Below are 20,181 nucleotides of genomic sequence, written 5' to 3' on the forward strand. Positions count from 1 at the left end.
CCGTTTTCTCCAGCCGTGGTGCCGATACAACACTTAACACTGTGGAAACAGCATTTTCCAGCCTTCATCAATCAGGACGATCACGCCTTAAGGCAATTGATGGAGGCTGCACTACTGATAACAATTCCTGCAGGTAAACAAATTTTTTACCCGGGCAAGGCCTGCGATCACTATTTGCTGATGCTGGTCGGCAGCGTGAAAGCGCAAATTATTTCTACCGACGGACGTGAAGTATTGCTGTACCACGTTTTACCGGGCGACTCTTGCGTTTTGACAACCTCCTGTCTTTTAGGCGATAACCATTACCCCGCCGAAGGTTTTACCGAAACCGATATCAGCGCTTTTGCAATTCCGGCCTATGTCTTCCACCGCTGCCTAAGCCAATCCGAATACTTTCGCGAATTCGTTTTCCGCAATTTTTCCAAACGGTTGAGCGATGTGATAAGACGCATGGAAGCTTTGAGCTTCGACAGCGTAGATCGTAAACTCGCAAAAGCGCTACTGGCCGAAGGGTGCGACATCATTCGCAAGACCCATAACGAATTGGCCGCAGAGGCGGGTTCTGCCCGCGAAGTTGTCTCCCGGCATCTGAAACGCTTCGAAAGTTATGACTGGTTGAGTTTAGGCCGCGGCAATTTACGGATCATCGATACCGCAGCCCTAAAACGCATTGCCGTCCAAGATACGGCGGAATAATCGAACGGATTGACAGAAAATTTAACGATCGCGCTCAGCTTTAGCCTCGTTACCGATAAAATGCAATAACACAAAGCCGATCACGAAGCCCATCACTGCGGCAAACACCAAGGGTAAGGCAAATGGAATATCGTGGGGATCTTTTAAGTTCATTTGTAATACCCCAGACGCGATTGCGAATATAAAATCTAACATATAAACCTACCTTTAATAATTGTTGATTGATCCAAGCCACTCCCGCTTGCAACGGCTGAGAGCTGCCGAAAATATAAGGCTTGGCCTTACAACGCTCAGTAACTTAGTCACCGCAATCGCGCGAAATTTCGAACATAAATATTTTGCAAAACGCATTGGCTAGGCATGCGCATAAGGGTAAAATGTAGGGCTCTATCGTTTAGAGGGGACGAAAATGAAGGAACATCAACAAGACGAAAACATAAAAACAGCCAAAAACATCGCAGCCGCAGTCTATCTGCTCGCCATGATTGTGATTACCGGCGGATCTTATTTACACCAGCAAAACGGTGAAACAGCGCAAGAAGCTAAAATCAGTCAACATCAATAATCCGAAGCACGCTCAGACTAAAGGCCCTAAGTTCAGGAATCACAATTGAATAAACATACATAGCACCGGACCGGGTAAGCGGACACTCGGCCGGTGCCCTATTCCAATACGCTACAGTCGGGGGAAACAGCGGGAATAACCCAATTGATTGAGGGATTTATCAACATGCAGAACCACACCGGATTGAAACTACTCATTTTAAGCCTGTCCCTGACCCTACGCATCGCCCAGGCGGACGCCCTATCCGCTCTGAATATCAGCCTGGATTCCGACAACTCGCCTGCAACCGCAAAAATCGCCAGCAAGGCCAAGCGGTTGTTAGGACAAGGCGTCAAGCAGCGGCTTTTGGATAGATATATCGCGCATAACAACACGGAATCCGGCTTTGCCGCTTGCGTATCGTTAAATGACACAGTTTCACCAAAACGCACTGCCGCTCTGGTTAAAAAACTGCGTCAACTCACGCTAAACGTCGATTATACCGATAACTGCTCCCCATCCGCCTCTACCGACGTTAGCAACACGTCTGGGCCGGAGATAAAGTACGTCACTCTGTACAAAAAAACTTCCTTCGACGGTTACCACCAATTTTTAAACAGCCTAGTCGATAAACAAGCGGATTGGGAACAAGTGTGGCATGACGTAAATACCGACGAATCATTGCCGACTGTAGACTTTAACACCCAGCGCGTCATCGGGATATTTTTGGGAGATAGGCCGGACAGCTGCTATTCGCTGGATATAACATCCGTTCAAATAGTCAATCAAGCAAAGATCCGGGTCAGCTATCAAGAAACCCACTGGATAGACGGAATTTGTCTGCAAGCACTGACTCAACCCAGCGTAATTGCGACAATAGCCGATACCCGGCTTCCGGTTGAGTTCGTCGCACTACCTGTAAAAAATGCATCCATTGATGAAACCGGCCAGAGGGATGACGGCGACGGATATGCACTGGATTTCGCGACATTGCACTACACTGAAAACGGTGCCTGTCCAAATAGGGCGGCAAAGTACGATATAGCGATCGTAAAAGACCGGCAGTCTTGGCAGCAACACTGGCAGGACTGTTCCGAACCGACCTGGGACTCGCAAACCCAGTCCTTTATTAAATCCCCTCCGCCGTTACCCCAAGTCAATTTCGACACCGACATGGTAATCGGCCTGATCAGTGATGGTGGTGGTTGTGATGTAGCGAGTAAAATCGAGTCCATCGAATACCACCCAAACGGAGGGCTAGCGGTGAATTACCGTCCGGAGACTACGTTACCGCCGCCTCCGCATAACACGGCTTATGTCTGCACAGCCGATTATTACCAGATCAATCACTGGGTCTCCGCCCCCAAATCAAATCTGCCGGTTAAATTGAATAAATTACTAACCAAATACGTCGGAAGGACACAGTAGACAATGCAAAGCATAACGGGAATTGATCAGCCATTCTTGTTCCCTCGCGTACTTCGATTGAAACTAGTGCATCGCCGATTGTAGATTAAATTCGAATATCAATCACATACCTGGACTACGCCATGCTACGAATTCTGTTTTTTCTACTCGTTGCCAGCCAGTACAACTTTGCAATAGCCGGCATTACTAGCAACTCACCTCCGAATGCGCTGAACATCGACATTAAAAACCTAAATTCGACAAACGGGAAAAAAGCCGCGGCCAAGACCATCCGCTTATTAGGGGAAGGCGTCAAGCAACAAACTCTACAGCACTTCGCGGTCCGAACCGACAACTCCGACACTTTTTCCGCTTGCGCGAGCTTCAACGCTAATGCGCCGGTCAAAAAAACGCTTGCACTGGAGAAAAAACTGGCTTTTACAGGTAATGGGAAAGACGCAAGCGAGCTTACGGCTACCCGGGTTGAGCAATGCAACAGCACAACTGCGGTCTCAGAGCAACCAATTTCCAGCGCTAACCGGCAACCGCTGATTTTTCGAACCTTGGATAGGCAACGCTATTCCGGGATTAGTAGCGCCCAATCGGTAACGATAAATGATGCCCTGCAATGGCAGGAATTTTGGAGCACGCACTTCGACGACAGCGTTGACCCGTTGTACTCCCTGCCTTTCCCGGCCCCGGAGGTGGACTTTTCCAGTCAAATGGTCATCGGCGTGTTTTTAGGGACTAAGAGTTGTTACGCTGTCGACATCGAAAATGTCGACTTGATTGCCGAAAGAAAAATCGTAGTCAGCTACCGGGAAAATGCTCCGGCACAAGCCTCACTATGCAAAGACTCCCACTATGCGCCGGGCCATTTGATTGTCGTCGAGCGTTCCGATTTACCGGTCGAATTTAACAAGCTCCCCGCGGCCCGCGCCGCCCTGCCTATGAATCCGGTTAACGGCCTAAGCCCGTGGTATCTAGAATTGATTGACGAAAATTTCGATTGCCCGTTCCTGCTGCCGGAAACCGAAGCCTCCGCTTTTTGCAGTTCTCCGGAATCGTTCCACGACAAGGTATTGGTAAAAGACGCCATGAGCTGGCAGACCGTTTGGCAAGGCTATTTCGGCGCTGAAAGGCCGCTTCCGGAAATAGATTTTGCCACCAACATGGTAGCCGGCATTCATATTTCCGGCGGCGGCTGCGCCATAGAAGCGCGTATCGAATCGATAGAACAAGTCGGCGACCAAAAGATTTTAATCAACTATAGCCGAACCGCATTACCGATTTGCGCATACGGCTATTTTGCCAAGCTCAACTGGTATCAAATTCCAAAATCGCATTTACCGGTAGAACTCAATTTGGTGCAACCCCGATAATCCCCCGGACAGGTAAACGGCGTCGACACCATGCCGTTTACCTTGAACTAGCGTGCCTTTAGCGCATTTTCCAAGCAGACGATTATTTGTCGAAAAGTTTCGGCAGCCAAAACGCCACCAAACCTATCACGATTAAACCGGAAAATACCGACAAACCGAGTGCGTCTCGGTCCGCTACCTGATGGCTCCGTTTTGCCGCCAATATCGAAGCCGAAGTCCGGCCGTCGGCGGCGTAGCCCGGCGCGGAATCCTCCGCATCAGCCCTGGCAGTCAGCGAAACCAGCAGCGCGAAAGTGGCAAACATTCCAACAACCGACACTTTCCTAAAAGAAATCAGCCGAATTTGTCGAAACATAGGGAGTACCCTCCTTAAACGGTTTCCGGCAAAAAATAGGCCGGACCGACTGGCCTTTTTGCCTATCTCTACGCTAAAAAAGCTTGCATGACGCCGCTACGCTTCGCTGCACAACAATCCGGCGTCGTTGAACATATTGGTTTTTCGGTAACCGCCTTAAGCCTGGCCTATCGCTTTAAAGCCGATATCGGTTCGATAATATACGTCCTGCCAACGAATGCCGTTACACAATTGGTAGGCCTTGATTTGCGCTTGCTCAATGGTTGTGCCTAGTGCGCAAGCGCACAAAACCCTGCCGCCTGCCGTTACGATGTCGCCGTTTTTGCGCTCGGTCCCGGCGTGAAACACTTTGCAATCGTCGGTAGCTTGATCGGGTAAACCGGTAATGATCGCACCCTTGGCATAACTATCGGGATAACCGCCCGCCGCCATCACCACACCCAATGCCGCCCGCTCATCCCATTCGGTAATCATGCTATCTAAGGTTTTATCCAACGCCGCCAAACAGAGCCCTACCAAATCGGATTTTAAGCGCAGCATGATGGGCTGGGTTTCCGGATCACCGAAACGGCAGTTATATTCCAGCACCTTAATCGCGCCGTCCTTGCCTATCATCAGGCCGGCGTACAAAAAACCGGTATATTCGTTACCATCCTCGCGCATGCCTTGCAGCGTCGGCAGAATTACCTCGTCCATCACCCGTTGATGAATATGCGCCGATACGATAGGAGCAGGCGAATACGCACCCATGCCGCCGGTATTCGGCCCACGGTCTCCGTTATCCCGCGCTTTGTGATCTTGCGAGGTCGCCATCGGCAAGGCATGAACGCCATCGGCAATCACAATAAAACTGGCTTCTTCGCCATCCAGAAATTCTTCTATGACTACGCGATGCCCGGCCTCGCCGAAGCTATTGCCGGACAGCATGTCGGTAACCGCATCTATCGCTTGTTGCTCGGTTTGCGCCACAATAACCCCCTTACCCGCCGCCAAACCGTCGGCCTTAACGACAATGGGTGCGCCTTGGCTGCGGATATACTCGATCGCCGGTTCAGGATCGGTAAAGGTCCGGTATTCGGCGGTCGGGATAGCATGCCGCGCCATGAAATCTTTACAGAAGGCCTTGGAACCTTCCAACTGCGCGGCGTTTGCCGTAGGGCCGAAGCATGCCAAGCCGGCCGCCTTGAACGCATCCACTATCCCTTTAACCAGCGGAACTTCAGGCCCTACAATGGTCAGCGCAATGTCTCGGGCTTGGGCGAATCCAAGCAGGCCGGCAATATCGTCGGCCGCTATGGCGACGTTCTCAATGCCGGGTTCCATCTCGGTTCCGGCGTTTCCGGGGGCGACGAACACTTGACTTACGGTTGCAGATTGTTTGGCTTTCCAAGCCAATGCGTGCTCTCGGCCGCCGCTGCCGACGATCAGGATTTTTCTCATGCAGGTAAAACCTTGGATAGTTGACTAGGTTAAAATCGGGACGAATTTTACCGACATTTGCTCGTGCTGTCGGGAAATTCTATACATCTACCCGTAAGCGGCAGGTGCGCTAGCAACGAAAATAAACCGTGACTTAGCTTAATTTCAGGAGCTGAAAATGACAGATTGTTTGTTTTGCAAAATGGCTTCCGGCGACATCAAACCGGACATCGTGTACGAAAACGACTCCCTATTGGCTTTTCGAGACATCAATCCGCAAGCCCCGACCCATGTTCTGCTGATACCTAAACGGCACATCGCCAACTTGAACGGCATGGAGGACGCTAATTTAGCGGGAGAATTGCTAGTTACCGCGGCGAAAATCGCCAATCAATTGGGTGTCGCCGAAAACGGTTATCGGACGGTCATCAATTGTAACGACGACGGCGGCCAAACCGTCCACCATTTGCACCTGCATTTGCTCGCCGGCCGCCGCATGTCCTGGCCGCCCGGTTAACCAAGGCCGGCCTGCCACGGCTAATCTCCGCGCAAGCGGACGTTAGCCGGCCAAGTGACGACGTGAGTTAAGCCGAGCTTGGACTCCAAATGCAGCAATATTTCCTCGACTCGGCCGGGAGAATCGTAGAATTCCACGATTAACGGCAAATCCAGCGACAAGGTTAACAAGGATGCGGTATGCAACACGCCGTCACTGCCGATACCGGCAATTCCGCGCACTACGCTTACCCCGCGAACAGTTTCCGCCTGCAGATGCTCCAACAGCGGCGACAACAAATGCTCGCCTTCGCGCAAATAAATCCTCGCTACTGTGACAGCCTGCCCAATTGCCATACCCAATTCCCTACCCAATACCCCGACCAAATGGTGGCCACCCCCAGCAAGGTGTTCACCACAAACAAACTCAACAAACCTTGAAATTCCATGCGAACCTCGCCGGCTCGCAGACCGAACCACAGCGTAGAGGCCATCGTCAGCCCGCTAAGTAGCGAAATGAAAAAAATTGCCCGCATCTCCCGAGCCGCATTGAAATAGTGAAACAGCAATTCAACGCATAACGACAAGAAGAAAATCCCCAGGAATCCTAACATCAAACCAAAGTTAGTTTGATATTGCACGACCCAGGGAGACAAGCCCTCGGAAAATAAAATCCTGCCCCAAATCAAACCTACCCAACAAGCGCTCAAACACAATACGACGCTGAGAAAAATATTCAACAAGGCCTTTAAATAACTACCCTCTTCGAAGAGATAGAGAGTTTCCAACGCAAAGGTGGAAAACGTCGTAAAAGCGCCGAGAAATCCCACCAAAACCGCGGCCCGGTATTCGATGGCGAGTGCGAAGCGATGTACCATGAGTTCGGTCAACACCCCGATCAGCAGTGAGCCGACCACATTCACAAACAAGGTACCGTGGGGGAAACTGCGACCTAACGCGGCATAAACGCCGTTAGCTACCAAAAAGCGCGCCACGGCCCCCAACGAGCCGCCGACGGCTATCGCAAATAACTGTTGCATACGTGAAGTGATAGGAACTGTTCTAGTCGTTTTTGTTTCGAGTTTAACAGCAATTAACAAAAAATTTCGAAGATGTTCTTTTCATTGTAACGGCGTAGACGCAATTATCATCTGAGCCGCTGTGTATGCGCCAACCGAAAAAATGTCTTTGCAGTTGGGTAATGGGATTAGACGCATTCGACGAACTATTCGCGCTTCAACAAAAGTGCGAATAGACGATAGAAATAGAGAGTGCATCCATGCACTGTAAAGATGAAATCGAATAGGCGCTATGCTCAATTCACGACTTTGTGGCCACGCTGTCTCATACAGCTGCTAAAAGCCCTTTTGTAATTAGCATCCGCTTCCAAGCCTTGTTTGGCACCGCCACCTATGCCCCCGGCCGCGGCTCCTATGGCTGCCCCTTTCCCGGGATCACCAACCACCGCACCCAAGGCTGCACCACCCGCTGCGCCTATCAGACCACCGACGCCGGCACCCACCGCCGTTTCTTTTGCCGCCCCGCCGGCAGCTTGAGACGCAAGCTGCTCGCATTCCTGCAAGTCTTGATTGATACGGTAAGCGTTCGGATCGCCGTAAGGGTCGACAGTCGGCGTCCAACCGCCCACGGACGCACAACCGGAAAGCAGCAAAGCCGTCATCACTGCTGCAGCTAAAGTGTTACGCGAAATCGTTCTACACATAATGTCCTCACTTGATTTAATAAAAACTCTAAAAATTGGACCGAAGTCTGCGTCTTTTAGTTGCGGGCAGACTACGTAACGAACCTGAAGGTTAAATTAGCTACTCAGTAGAATTGAGTAACGGCTGCTACCTTGGTCAACTACCTCGTATCGAGAATAGCGGCGAGCGGTATTGAAGCGGAAAACTCTACTCATTACCGTGAATCCGTACAAGAGCGAGCACACCCTGTCGAAGTCAATCCGTTTCTTGTTTTACTTTGTCGGGTTCGGCACATTCTACCGATACCGGCTAAAACCTGCCGACAAGCAGACGAAGCCGACTCGGTAAACCCAATTTCACTTGTTGGAAAAACGCCAATTTGTCGGTCCGCAACCCCGGGAGAACTTGTCAAATAAACGACAAAAGCACCGGATTGCACGCGCAAATCCATAGAAACACCAATCAAAACAAATTGTTATATCAAACCCTATAACCACGGACCTATCTCCAATTTTGCCGCTTAAATTGGTCGCATTATTGCTTGGACTGTGCTTGTCACACTTCGGCCAGCCCATTTCCGCACATTGTCGCTTAGTTCCTGTAACGGTTTACGCCTACCGGACTCGACAACTCCGCAACATCGGAGAATGGAAATTCGGCATAGCCGCCCCCTTTTACTGACACACAACTAGAGAGGCACTATGTTTGAACATAAAAATTTAGACGGCAAATGGAACCGAGTCATTCCGGCAACCGATAGTTTTCTTGCCAGCGACGTGCTCGAATGCAGGGACAGCGTCGGCTCCGAACCGGAAAAAATCAGCCGGCAACAATATGCTGTGATCGGCGACCGCTTGGTGAACCGCTGCCTACCGCCGGAATCGATTGGCGAAACGTGGAGCCACGACAACGGCAAATCGCCTTGGTGGGGGTCAGTCATGAATCCGCCGCATATGGGCTTGATTGCCGAATTCAACAGCCAATTCGGCGGCTTGCAACGTAGAAACTTAGATGTTGCGCATAACGTAGTCGGTTATGCGAGCGCGGGAGAAGAAATCACCTTACGCAACACCGTTTACTACGTCACTCGCGCCAGCGACGGCACGGAACTGAGCGCCCCATCCATGCTGGAACTCCGTAAACTGTATTTCGTTTGATTCCCGTTGTAAAAAGCCGCCGCGGCCGCTTCACCGCGACGGCTCTCAACCCTATTGGCAGACACCTTCACAATTGTCCCGGCTTACCCCCTGGAACAATAAGACTTAGGCATTAACTTGCAACGCCCTTTACGCGTTGAGGCAGACAGTCGCTACGCGAATGAAGCGTATAGCCGAGTCGAAAATCGTCCCGCCAAAACGGATTCGTCAATATCTCGTCGACCGATAATGCATACGGTGTCCTCAAGCCGTGAAATTCGCACGGAGCGCCGATTTGCCGCATCTCGAAACCCTCTTTTTTGATGACATGCGCTAAGGACGGGGCCACAAAGATATACCAATCTTTAATGCCGTTATCCTTGGAGTAATCCAACGCGCCTCGGTATAAGCCCCACATCAGTCTGCGGGTCAAGCTACGGTACAAACTTAAATCTCTGATGTTGCTGCCGGAGGAATGATCAACTAAGTACCCTGGCATTAAGCGCCTGGCTTCCTTTACGACACAAAGCCTCGAAATTTCCGCGCTATTTTTAAACTGACTACTTTGAAGCTTATGATACGGCCGAGTTTTGTCCAGGAAAGGAAGGCGCTGCCGATCCGGATTGATCAATCTCAACGCCCCCCAATAGGTTTTGCTCTCGCGATCCCGGACTAAAAAATGCGTCGAGTAATCATCCCATTCGTCGCGTTCCCTGTAATCGGCAAACCGGGTCTTGTCTTCGTAACCCATTTCGTCGCAGTACACCCGGTAGCGCAAACGATAATGGGCGGTTTGGCTTTCAGGCGTATCCGCCAAGATCACCTCAAAGTGATCGTCAAAGCGTTGCGGTCCTAACATCGCTCAAAGTCTCCGTAGAAAATATAAGGGCCAATTTCCTTATAATGGCAAGGAAAATACGTTGGTTTTCTCGATTACCACACGGCCTCCTGCCACACTCCCCCGTGTACGCGGCCTTAGCGATGTGTTAAAAAAATAGTAGCCAAGCAGTATTAAGAAAATGCTACGGTTTCAATTAAAATTACGTGAATTTTCAGCTGTAAGCTTAAGAAAATATTGAAATTCTGTCGTTACATTCTAACGAAATATGGCACAGATAAAACCGTTAGGCGAAAATTCCTCGACGGCTTGAACCCCCAGCTGTACCTTTATCTACGGTTTAACTACAGCCCGATCAACCACCTGCGGAATGGGTAAATTTAACCAACTTCCGGCAACCAGCATTTAGGAACCCGGCCACAATGCGACAACTATTTTCGTTGAAGGCATTCATTTCGTTAGGCTTCGGCTTGGCGATCCTGCCCATACTGTTTACGGTATGGTTAGCGAAAGACCACATGCAGCAAGCTTTAACGGTCAGTAAAGATTTAAACAACAAGGTATTCAAACAAACCCAATCCGTGTTGACGACTCAGCAGCGGGCAGCGGACACCGAACGCAAAGCCCGCTTGTTCATTCTATTATCCGATCCTTCGGTCCGACAACCTTACGAAAGGCAATCGTACGAAGCGGCTCGCTCTGCCTTAAAACAGTCGATAGACGAGTTGTTACAGCTTAGGGTCGACAATAAAATTGCCTTGCTGGCTGAAGAATTAACCAGCAAAGAAGAGCTGATTTACCGGCAAATTATCAATCTCGATACCCCAAATGCGCTGATTCTACCGTTAGACATTCTGTTTCAAGGCTTCCGCGAAACTTCGAGCGCGTTGGCGCGGGAATTCGAAAGCTACGTCGAGCGAGAGTTTTCTCAGCTGGCAGAGCAAGCGGACAGCCTGCAATCCCGATTCGTATCGCAAAGTCTGATTTTGTTAAGCCTCTCGGCGGCATGCATGCTGGCTCTGTTGGCCATGATGCTGACGCCGTTGCGGCAGTTGGATTCCGCAATCAACCGTTTGGCTTCAGGACTTTTGAAAACGCCCATCACTATTGACGGTCCCCCGGATTTAAAGGCTTTAGGTCAGCAGTTGGAATGGCTACGCAATTATTTGTTCGAGTTACAGCGTTCCAAACAATTACTGATGAGTAATTTCGCTTACGAAATCGAGGGATCGTTGGACGACTTGCGTACCGGATTGGACTTGTTGTCGCCCGGATTGGATAAAGCCCAGCAAGAAATCTTGCAGCCTTTGCTGACGCACGTGGAACGCATAGAGCATATCCGCGCCGCATTTTTGCGCTTTGGCGACATCAGCACCGCCTCCCCCTCGCAGGCAAAAGAGCCGGTCGACCTGCCCCATCTATTGGATACCGTGCTTTCCTACTTGCAGCCGGAAATCATCACCAAGGCCCTATCGGTCAAATTGCAATTACAACCCGCGCAAATCCTCGGTTTTTCAGCACAATTGCGCGCCGTGCTCGCGCAACTTTTGAGCAACGCCATCCAACATTCGCCGCAACACAGCGAAATTGCCGTCAGCTTGACGATTTCCGGACAAGACATCGAATTGACCATCGCTGACGAAGGACCGGGAATTCCCGAAGAAGAACGCGCAAGCATTTTCGAACCGTTCAGATCGACAACCAATCACGACAATTCCGGCATAAACCGACTAGGATTAGGGTTGTGCCTGGCCAAACAATTCATTCTCAACCATCAAGGCACAATAGAATTTATAGATCCGAAACCACCTAAACACGGTGCCTGCGTTTACGTCAAGCTACCGTTAACCATTTTTTAACTCAAATACGACAGTCCACCCGCATGATTAGGTTAACTTCTCCGCTTACCTTTGCCATACCGCTAATCCTGCTCGGCGGCTGTGCTCATTTTCAATCGGACCCGGAGCCCCCGCCGCAGCCGTGCGCACCGCAGCCGAAACCGGTCTCGGAACTCGAAAACTTGCTGACTTTTGCTTTCGACATGGCCAACATGTCCGAAACAGCCCGCTCGGAGGCCTGTTCCGCATTGCTCAAACGCCAACAAATCGCCGAAACCACCACAAATCTGTTACAGCTAGCGGTCGGCCGCCAATTGTCCGGCGCTTGCGGAGACATAGAGCAGATTTTGAGCAAACTCAATGAAATACCCCCGGAACAACTCGGAGACGAACCGTTACGCTTATTTGTCGGTTTCCAAAAAGCCACGTTAACCAGTAAAGGCCAGCTGTCCAAAAAAATTGGCAAACTGGAGCGCAAGCAAAAAAAATATCAATCGGCACTGGAAAGCAAGGACGCCAACGCAACCAAAGCCAATGAAGCCCGGTTGTTACGGGAGAAGTTGGAAGCTATCCGCAGTATGGAAAAACAACTGGACGAAAGCGGCGGCGACAAATAACGGCGATGTTTAGATTTCGTTTGTCGGCAGTCATCGCGGTTTCGGTGTGCTTCGTGTTAACGTTGGGAGCCGCCTTGTATTGGGAATCCAACCAAGTGGCGATTTATTTCGAGCGTAGCCAAACCGCCCATCAAACCTTCGCGCTGTATCAACGCCTGTCTCACGAGGCGTTTCGCCACTTCAAACAACAAATCAATCGCTTAAGCAACAATTCGCCGACCTCCGAAACCAAATTGAAAAACTCCGAACAACGCCTGTTAAACGCGTTGCAAGCGGTACAAGACACGGTGATGCAAAACGCTTCGGCTACCGGCATAGTGCAGAGCTGGGACGATAAACTGACGGATCTGGATAGGCTGGCGCGCTTCAAGGTGTTTTTGGAAACCAATCGCTACCAATTCGAAACCATTCTGCACTTGCGCAAAGAAGGCAAACCCGAACAAGCTAGCCAAGCCCTGGCGCATTTTTCGGAAAACGAAATCGACGGCGTCTTTCAACCCTTAATCGATACCGCTATCGAATCCGAACGCCTGAAAGCTCAACAAGCCAGCGACGACATGGAGCGTCTGATCAACAACGCCAGGACCATAGCCGTTTCGGCCGCGGGTCTGGCTGCCCTATTCGGTTTAATAGCCGGATTTATATTGCTACGTAGCGTGCGTAAACCGTTAGAAGCGCTGATGGCAGGTACCGACGAAATCGCTTCAGGCAACCTGAGTTATCGCATCGCCCTGCACAGCCGCAACGAATTCGGCTATTTGGCCAAGCATTTCAATCAAATGGCCGGCGAATTGGAGCAACAGCAAGAACGGGTCCGGCAAGACCGCTCCTTATTGGAAAAACGCATCGCCGAACGCACCGCCGACCTGCGCAAGGTCAACGAAGAGCTGAAACGCTTGGACAAAGCCAGACGGGAATTCTTTGCCGACATCAGCCACGAATTGCGTACCCCGATCACCGTGATCCGCGGGGAAGCCGAAGTTGCGTTACGCGGATCGAACCTCGGCATTCCCGATTACCAAGACGCATTGCAGCGCATCGTCGACTTGTCCGCGCAATTGAGCACTTATGTGGGCGATTTGATGTTTATGATCCGCACCGACAACACCCAACCCCAGTTCGACTGGGAACCGATAGACCTGCGCGAGCTGGTCGGCAGTGCAGCCGAAGACCTAAAAGTCATCGCCTCGGAATACGCGCAGTCCTTGGCTTTGCAACTCCCGGACCAGCCGATCAAAGTACGCGGCGATAAACAACGCTTGCGCCAAGTCTTGTTCATTCTGGGCGATAACGCCTGCCGTTACTCCCCTAAGCAGGGCCACATCTCTTTGAGCGTAACGTCGAATCCATCCCAAGCCTTGATCAGCATCGCCGATCAAGGCATAGGTATAGCCGAGGACGATTTACCGCAAATTTTCGACCGCCATTTTAGGGGCAAGAACGCAAAACGTTCGCGGGAAGACGGCTCCGGCTTAGGCCTGCCCATGGCTAAATCCATTATCAAAGCGCACGGCGGCGATATTGCGGTGCGTAGCGTCGAAGGCCGAGGATCGACCTTTACCATCAACCTGCCGCTTAACGGCGCAACCTAACTCATCAAACAGACCGGACAGCAAAACTATGTCAATCACTGCTTACGATACGCAGCTCATGCGCATTCTCATGGTAGAGGACGATAGCCGAATATCGGATTTCGTCATGCGCGGCCTCAAGGCCGAAGGTTACACGGTAGAGGTTTGCAACCGGGGCTCTTCGGCGCTGCCGCTGGCCCTGTCCGGAGAATTCCGGTTGCTGATCCTGGACTTGGGCCTGCCCGACATCGACGGCCGCACGCTGTGCGGCCAACTGCGCGAACAAGGCTCGCAAATCCCCATTCTGATGTTGACGGCTAGAGACGAAGTCGCGGACAAAGTATCCGGTTTACGTGCCGGAGCCGACGATTATTTGACCAAACCCTTCGCATTCGAAGAATTGTTGGCCAGAGTGCAGGCCTTGATGCGCCGGCGCCGGGACGAATTCAAACTGGCACAAACCGAACTGACGATAGCCGATTTGACCTTGAACCGGGAAACCCACATCGTCAGCCGCGCCGGCATCCCGATAGAATTAACCCCGAAAGAATTCGCGATGCTGGAATGTTTTATGTGCATGCCGGGAAAAGTACTCAGCCGCACCCGCATTTTGGAACAAGTCTGGGGCTACAGCGCAGACCCGTTGACCAACGTGGTCGACGTCTACATCCGCCAATTGCGGCGCAAGATAGACGATAATTTCGAACCCAAACTGCTCAAAACCATACGCGGCTACGGCTACAAAATGGATGCATCCTAAACCATCCGCCGCCAGCGTTCCTCCGTTTCCAGCCGCCGGAGCACAGCGGCTAGCCTAATTTTCCAAGGCTAAAACCTAAAAGCTTGGTAGCATGCCAAGCGTCCTTCTGACACCGATTGGGTCATGGAAACCGACAGCAAACCCAAGACACGCCGCCAACATTTAGGCCGCCGCAACACCGTCAAGCTGTTAGCCTTACTGTGTCTGCCGGCTTGGGCTCAGGCCGACGTCGAAATCGACGGCCTGAGCGGCGAAGTCCGGAACAATGTGGAATTGACCCTGAGTGTGGCCGACGAAAACTGCGAATCGCCCGAATGGAAAATCCGCGATTTGTACGCACAAGCCGACCAAGAGATCGATCAGGCCATGCGGGCGTTCGGTTACTACCACAGCCAACTGGCAAAGCAACTGCGATTCGGCGACGGCTGTTGGCAAGCGCACTTCGTGATCGCTCCCGGCCCGAGAACGTCGATCGCGGAAATCAATGTGGAGATACGCGGCGAAGCCGCTGAAGACCCGGCGTTCGTCAAACTGCGCGAACAACTGCTGCAGCAGCGCAATCAGGCGCTCAACCACGCCGATTACGAGTCGATGAAGCGCAAGATAAACGCACTGGCGGCCGAACAAGGCTATCTGCAAGCCAAATTTCTAACCCATCGCTTGCATATCGACAAGCAACAACACAGTGCCTCGATCGATTTGGTATTCGACAGCGGCCCGCGCAACCGTTTCGGCGTTTTGAGCATAGATCAAGACGTTCTCGATCCTGCGTTGGTCGAGCGTTTCGTCAGCTTCAAAAGCGGTGATTACTACAGCGCCAAACAACTCGCGCAAACCCATGCCGCCCTGACCTCCAGCCCATACTTTCAGCGGGTCGACTTACAACCTGATTTGGATAACATTCAGGATCTGCAAGTACCGGTAACCTTGACACTGCATCCCCGCAAAACCCACCACTATACCGTGGGGATAGGCTACGACACGGACAAAGGTCCGTTACTCGGCGGCGGCTACCAAAACCGGCGCTTGAACCGCGACGGGCATGTGTTGAACGCCGACCTGGACGTCTCGCCGGTGCTGGCCACCGCCACGCTGGAATACACCGTGCCGCTGCAAAAACCGGCCAGCGATTATTTCAGCTTCGGCGGCGGCATCAAACGCGAAGACACCGACAGCTACCAGTCGCTGTCCGGCAAACTGTCGGCCCGCGTTAAAAAGTCCCTGGATAGCGGCTGGAAGCAGACTTTGTTCCTGGATTCGGTCTACGAAAGCTACAAAACCGACGGCGACGACGATAGCACCTTACTACTGCTGCCGGGCGGCAGTTGGTTACGTTCGGTTTCCGACGATCCGGTGCGCCCCCGCCAAGGCTATCGCATAGAGTTCAACGTCATCGGCAGCGCACAAAATCCGTTGTCGGACATCAATTTAGCGCAAGCCCATTTCGCGGCGGTTTGGCAGCATCCCATGCCGTGGCGCAGCCGTTTGCTCGTGCGCGCCGAGCAAGGCGCTACCCTAGTCGACGATTTCAGCAAACTACCGACCACCTACCGCTTTTACGCCGGCGGCATGAACAGCATACGCGGTTATTCCTACAAAGAACTCGGCCCGACCGACGCCGCCGGCAACGTCATCGGCGGTCGCTTTGTGAGCGTACTCAGCCTGGAATACGAACAAGGCCTGTTCGACGATTGGGGCATTGCCGCTTTCATCGACAGCGGCAATGCCTACGAACCGGACGACATCCGGATTAAAACCGGCGCCGGCCTGGGCTTGCGCTGGTATTCGCCATTCGGCCTGGTACGCTTTGACCTAGCGACACCTATCGGTCAACCAGACGGCGGCATACAATTTCATTTCGCCGCCGGCACGCGTTTATGAAAAAATTGCTTTGGTTAACGCTGACTATCCTGATACTGGCGCCGCCCGCCGTCTTATACGGCTTGCTGAGCAGCGAAGCCGGCAGCAACTGGCTACTGCGCCGGGTACTTCAGACCATACCGGCCGACAGCGGCTTCGTTTCCATGCAAGGCAATTTGCTTGACACCATCAGATTGAATGCTTTCGCATACCGAACCGCCGGCGAAACCGTCCGCATCGATCAGCTCACATTTTGCTGGTATCCCAGGCAATTATCGGCCGGCCGCCTGCACATCGCCGAACTTTCCGCACGCGGCGTTTCGATAGAGCGGAAACCTAACCCAACACCGCCGGATTCCTCAACCCGGTTCGATCGGAATCGCTCCTTCGCCCTGCCTATCGCTATAAAAATCGACGCATTATCGATAACCGACTTGCAGTATCGTAGCGGCGATAGCCAATTCGAATTGCCGGAGTTAAAAATTTCCGCACACACCGTGCAAAACCGCCTGCATCTGGAGCATTTGGCCGTTTCCGGCCTGCGTGCCGGGATTACTGCAAGCGGGGAACTGCAACTGGGCCAAGGTTTCCCGTTCCGACTCGGCATCGACTGGCGTTACGACGACCCAAAACAAGGCCGCTTTTCCGGCGCCGGCCGACTCGACGGTTCCATCGAGCTGATCAATGTGCATAGTCGGACGGCCGGCCCGTTCGTTTCCTCGCTGCACGCGCAAGTGTCCGACCTGCTGAACCGCCCCCGGATTCAAGCCGAACTCGATTGGCAACAGCTGCGTTGGCCGTTTACCGAAGCATCCGGCCAATTGCTTAGCGAACAAGGCCGCATCGGCTTCTCCGGTTACCCGGACGATTACCGGCTGGAGTTGAACGCTGAGGTACACCGCACCGGTCTGCCGAAATTTCAAGCCCGTCTGAACGCCAACGGCAGCCAAAGCGGGTTACAGCTGCAAACCTTGAGTATCCGCTCGCCGGCCGGCGGCTTGGAGGCTAGCGGTCGAATCGATTGGCGGCAAGGCCTTGCGTTTTTGCTGGACGGCGAAGGCCGCGATTTCAACCCCGGTCTATTCGACCCACGATTGCCCGGGCAATTGAACTTCAGCGCGCATCTGCAAGGCACTATACGAGACAACAGCCGCCGGCTGACGGCCGAATTAAAATCCTTACAAGGCCGGCTACGCGATTATCCTGTCGCCGCTTCCGGCAAACTGGATTTACAAAACGACGCGCTGGCCGTCGCACAATTCGACCTGAGCAGCGGCAAAAACCGGATCCGCGCCGACGGCAACCTGGACCGGCAACACTCGCAATTGCGACTCGACGTCAACGCCTCTGACCTGGCCGGATTATGGCCGGGTCTGCGCGGCCGGGCTTCCGGGCAAGCCCGGCTGAGCGGCGACTGGCAAAACCCGGCGCTAACCCTGCAAACGCAAGCCGAACACATCGCTTATCAAGCCAATAAGGTGGACAAACTGGATGTAAACATCGATTACGCCCCGGACGGCAAACGCTTATCCCATGCCCGCGCTGCCGCTGCCGGCATCGTTTCCGGCGCACACGCCGTCAAACAGCTAAACCTGGAAGCCGAAGGCTCGCAGAAACAACACCGTATCCACGCCGAGGCCGCCAGCCCGGCGGCCACGTTGGCATTAACTCTAGCCGGCGGCTTAAACCAAGAGCGCTGGCAGGGTCAGATAACCCATCTGCAGATCTCCGCCGTCGATTTCGGTCGCTGGCACCTCAAACAAGCTGTAAAATTAGCCGTCTCGGCCCGGGCCGCTGCCACCGAACCCCTATGCCTACAGCAAGGCAATGCCGCACTGTGCCTGAGCGGCAAATACCGGGAAAACCACGGCAGCGAGTTCACCGGCGACGCCACCGCGTTACCCTTAGCATTATTACAAGCGTTTTTACCCGGGCGGTTGAGCATAGACGGCGAGTTAAACGCCCACGCAACATTGCAACACAAGCGGCAAAAATTCAGCGGACAAATCCGGGCCGGATTAACCGATGGCACAGCGTTACGCGTGAAGGACGCCGAAACCGGAACGGAGTTTACCTTAAAGCGCGCCGAGTTTTGGGGAGACACGGACGGTCAACGCCTTAACGCCAATTTGGCCTTACACCTGAACAATAACGACAGCCTGCTTGCCCACGCCCTGATCGATCCGGACGACTGGCGGGCGGTAAGCGGCAACTTGCAAGCCTCGATTGCCGATATAAGCCCGTTCAACCCCTTTGTACCGCAACTAAGCCGGCTAGCCGGCAGAATCGATGCCGATCTGAGCGCCGATCCTCAATCCGGCACACCGAAGCTACAAGGCCAACTGCAACTGAGCCAAGCCTCGTTCGAACTTCCCGGTCTCGGCATTGCCCCGCACGATATACAGCTAAGCGTGACGCCCAGCGCCGATGATCCCGAGCGCTTTGCGCTTACCGGCAAGCTATCGTCCGGGCCCGGTCGCTTGAAGTTGGACGGCTGGGCCGACCTGACCGGCGAAGCGAACCTGCACATCAAAGGGCAACAATTCGAAGCGGCTAAAATCCCGGAAGCGCAGATCGAACTGTCGCCAAATTTGACACTCGCCCGGGCACCCACCGGCGCTAAACTGGCCGGCACGCTCAGCCTGGACAAAGCCGTGTTAAGCCTGGCGGAAATACCGGAAAACGCCGTCGCCGTCAGCCAGGACGAAGTCATCGCCGGCGCCCCCGCTCCAACCGAGCCTGCGGCGGCTAGCGTCAATCTGGATACCGACCTGGAAGTTTTGTTGGGCAAGCAAAGCAGATTCAGCGGCCAAGGGTTAAGCACGGATTTGCACGGCCGGTTGGTCATCAGCAAAATCGCCGATAAAAACGGCGTGTACGGCACGGTGGAAATGAAAAACGGCCGCTACCGCAAATACGGCCAGGATTTGACGGTACGCACCGGCCGCTTTCTATTCAACGGCCCGGCGGACAATCCCTGGCTGGACCTCGAAGCCACCCGCTTATCCAAAAGCCGGGAGGTGACCGCGGTGCTGAGTTTGACCGGCCCGCTGAATTCGCCCAAAACCAAGGTTTATGCGGAACCTGCCTTGCCGGAAGCCGACGCCCTGGCCTATTTGATCACCGGCTCGGCCTTGGACCAAGTCGGCAAAAGCGACGGCAACCTGATCGCCAACGCCGCGCTGTCTTACGGCGTCGGCCAATTGTCCTGGCTGCCGGAAAAATTAGGTGTCGATACTTTCGACCTGCAACAAGGCAAAACGCTGCAAGACACCTTGGTCTCGGTCGGCCGCTATTTGACTCCGGATTTTTATATAGGCAGCAAAATCAACTTGTTCAGCCAACAAGCCAGCTTGATTTTGAAACATAAAATCGGCAAAAACTTCAGCGTGGAAACCCAAACCGGCAGCTCGCAACGGGTGAAATTCAATTGGGAAGTGGATACGAATTGAGCGATTTAAAACTTATGGCCCTTTACAAATTATCAATCATGGTCTACCCGATCAGCTGAAATATGTCGGTTTTTTTAACACAAGTTAACAGCTTGACCACAAACCGGC

19 protein-coding genes are annotated in these 20,181 nt (G+C 52.8%); 12 read left to right on the forward strand and 7 right to left on the reverse strand.

The window, feature by feature from the left end; genetic code table 11:
* Nucleotides 1–18 precede the first annotated feature (18 nt).
* A complete protein-coding gene (locus F1E05_RS14375; protein ID WP_150049616.1) occupies nucleotides 19–696 on the forward strand; it encodes a Crp/Fnr family transcriptional regulator in 678 nt (225 codons plus the stop codon).
* A gap of 21 nt (nucleotides 697–717) precedes the next feature.
* On the opposite strand, the gene F1E05_RS20290 is transcribed toward F1E05_RS14375, so the two are convergent.
* Entirely contained in the window at nucleotides 718–891 is a 174-nt protein-coding gene (locus tag F1E05_RS20290; protein ID WP_190303149.1) for a hypothetical protein, read from the reverse strand.
* Between the two features lie 214 nt (nucleotides 892–1,105).
* Here F1E05_RS20290 and F1E05_RS20295 point away from each other — a divergent pair, with 214 nt between their 5' ends.
* The 3 genes from F1E05_RS20295 (at nucleotide 1,106) to F1E05_RS14385 (ending at nucleotide 4,029) form a co-directional block, all read left to right on the forward strand.
* Nucleotides 1,106–1,261, forward strand: a complete 156-nt coding sequence (locus F1E05_RS20295; protein ID WP_190303150.1) for a hypothetical protein — start codon at nucleotides 1,106–1,108, stop codon at nucleotides 1,259–1,261.
* A gap of 165 nt (nucleotides 1,262–1,426) precedes the next feature.
* On the forward strand, nucleotides 1,427–2,668 hold the full coding sequence (locus tag F1E05_RS14380) for a hypothetical protein (protein WP_190303151.1): 1,242 nt from the start codon (nucleotides 1,427–1,429) through the stop codon (nucleotides 2,666–2,668).
* Nucleotides 2,669–2,790: 122 nt separating this feature from the next.
* The gene (locus F1E05_RS14385; RefSeq protein WP_150049620.1) at nucleotides 2,791–4,029 is read left to right on the forward strand and encodes a hypothetical protein; all 1,239 of its coding nucleotides are present in this window, start codon (nucleotides 2,791–2,793) and stop codon (nucleotides 4,027–4,029) included.
* A gap of 82 nt (nucleotides 4,030–4,111) precedes the next feature.
* Here the strand turns inward: F1E05_RS14385 and F1E05_RS14390 are convergent, their stop codons facing one another.
* On the reverse strand, nucleotides 4,112–4,333 hold the full coding sequence (locus tag F1E05_RS14390; RefSeq protein WP_150049622.1) for a hypothetical protein: 222 nt from the start codon (nucleotides 4,331–4,333) through the stop codon (nucleotides 4,112–4,114).
* Nucleotides 4,334–4,540: 207 nt separating this feature from the next.
* Nucleotides 4,541–5,824, reverse strand: coding sequence for a phosphoribosylamine--glycine ligase (purD, locus tag F1E05_RS14395; RefSeq protein ID WP_150049624.1), 1,284 nt, complete (start codon nucleotides 5,822–5,824; stop codon nucleotides 4,541–4,543).
* A 157-nt stretch (nucleotides 5,825–5,981) separates the two neighbouring features.
* Between purD and F1E05_RS14400 the strand changes: the two genes are divergently transcribed.
* The gene (locus F1E05_RS14400) at nucleotides 5,982–6,320 is read left to right on the forward strand and encodes a histidine triad nucleotide-binding protein (RefSeq protein WP_150049626.1); all 339 of its coding nucleotides are present in this window, start codon (nucleotides 5,982–5,984) and stop codon (nucleotides 6,318–6,320) included.
* A gap of 20 nt (nucleotides 6,321–6,340) precedes the next feature.
* On the opposite strand, the gene F1E05_RS14405 is transcribed toward F1E05_RS14400, so the two are convergent.
* From F1E05_RS14405 to F1E05_RS14415, 3 genes are all read right to left on the reverse strand, one after another.
* Complete coding sequence (locus F1E05_RS14405) at nucleotides 6,341–6,655, reverse strand: DUF190 domain-containing protein (protein WP_150049628.1); 315 nt, start codon at nucleotides 6,653–6,655, stop codon at nucleotides 6,341–6,343.
* Nucleotides 6,628–7,338, reverse strand: coding sequence for a fluoride efflux transporter CrcB (gene crcB, locus F1E05_RS20785; RefSeq protein WP_150049630.1), 711 nt, complete (start codon nucleotides 7,336–7,338; stop codon nucleotides 6,628–6,630). Before crcB ends, F1E05_RS14405 begins: the two co-directional genes overlap by 28 nt.
* Nucleotides 7,339–7,613: 275 nt before the next feature.
* Nucleotides 7,614–8,021: a glycine zipper family protein gene (locus F1E05_RS14415; protein WP_150049632.1), complete on the reverse strand. Its 408-nt coding sequence runs from the start codon at nucleotides 8,019–8,021 to the stop codon at nucleotides 7,614–7,616.
* A 681-nt stretch (nucleotides 8,022–8,702) separates the two neighbouring features.
* Here F1E05_RS14415 and F1E05_RS14420 point away from each other — a divergent pair.
* Nucleotides 8,703–9,158, forward strand: a complete 456-nt coding sequence (locus tag F1E05_RS14420; RefSeq protein ID WP_150049634.1) for a hypothetical protein — start codon at nucleotides 8,703–8,705, stop codon at nucleotides 9,156–9,158.
* Between the two features lie 112 nt (nucleotides 9,159–9,270).
* Here F1E05_RS14420 and F1E05_RS14425 read toward each other — a convergent pair whose 3' ends face one another.
* Nucleotides 9,271–9,996 carry a PEP-CTERM/exosortase system-associated acyltransferase gene (locus tag F1E05_RS14425; protein ID WP_150049636.1) on the reverse strand — a complete coding sequence of 242 codons (726 nt, stop codon included), beginning with the start codon at nucleotides 9,994–9,996 and terminating at the stop codon, nucleotides 9,271–9,273.
* A 401-nt stretch (nucleotides 9,997–10,397) separates the two neighbouring features.
* On the opposite strand from F1E05_RS14425, the gene F1E05_RS14430 reads away from it, so the two are divergent.
* The 6 genes from F1E05_RS14430 to F1E05_RS14455 all read left to right on the forward strand — a co-directional run bounded on the left by F1E05_RS14430 (nucleotide 10,398) and on the right by F1E05_RS14455 (nucleotide 20,073).
* Nucleotides 10,398–11,834 carry a HAMP domain-containing sensor histidine kinase gene (locus tag F1E05_RS14430; protein WP_150049638.1) on the forward strand — a complete coding sequence of 479 codons (1,437 nt, stop codon included), beginning with the start codon at nucleotides 10,398–10,400 and terminating at the stop codon, nucleotides 11,832–11,834.
* Between the two features lie 23 nt (nucleotides 11,835–11,857).
* Nucleotides 11,858–12,430 (forward strand): hypothetical protein, encoded by a 573-nt coding sequence (locus F1E05_RS14435; protein WP_150049640.1) that lies wholly within the window; start codon nucleotides 11,858–11,860, stop codon nucleotides 12,428–12,430.
* Between the two features lie 5 nt (nucleotides 12,431–12,435).
* Complete coding sequence (locus tag F1E05_RS14440; RefSeq protein WP_150049642.1) at nucleotides 12,436–14,022, forward strand: sensor histidine kinase; 1,587 nt, start codon at nucleotides 12,436–12,438, stop codon at nucleotides 14,020–14,022.
* A gap of 28 nt (nucleotides 14,023–14,050) precedes the next feature.
* On the forward strand, nucleotides 14,051–14,761 hold the full coding sequence (locus F1E05_RS14445; RefSeq protein WP_232056662.1) for a response regulator transcription factor: 711 nt from the start codon (nucleotides 14,051–14,053) through the stop codon (nucleotides 14,759–14,761).
* Nucleotides 14,762–14,884: 123 nt separating this feature from the next.
* Entirely contained in the window at nucleotides 14,885–16,642 is a 1,758-nt protein-coding gene (locus F1E05_RS14450; RefSeq protein WP_150049646.1) for an autotransporter assembly complex protein TamA, read from the forward strand.
* Nucleotides 16,639–20,073, forward strand: a complete 3,435-nt coding sequence (locus F1E05_RS14455; RefSeq protein ID WP_150049648.1) for a translocation/assembly module TamB domain-containing protein — start codon at nucleotides 16,639–16,641, stop codon at nucleotides 20,071–20,073. The genes F1E05_RS14450 and F1E05_RS14455 overlap by 4 nt, the downstream gene beginning before the upstream one ends.
* Nucleotides 20,074–20,181: the final 108 nt, after the last annotated feature.

The sequence above is a fragment of the Methylomonas rhizoryzae genome (assembly GCF_008632455.1).
Taxonomy (GTDB): Bacteria; Pseudomonadota; Gammaproteobacteria; order Methylococcales; family Methylomonadaceae; genus Methylomonas; species Methylomonas rhizoryzae.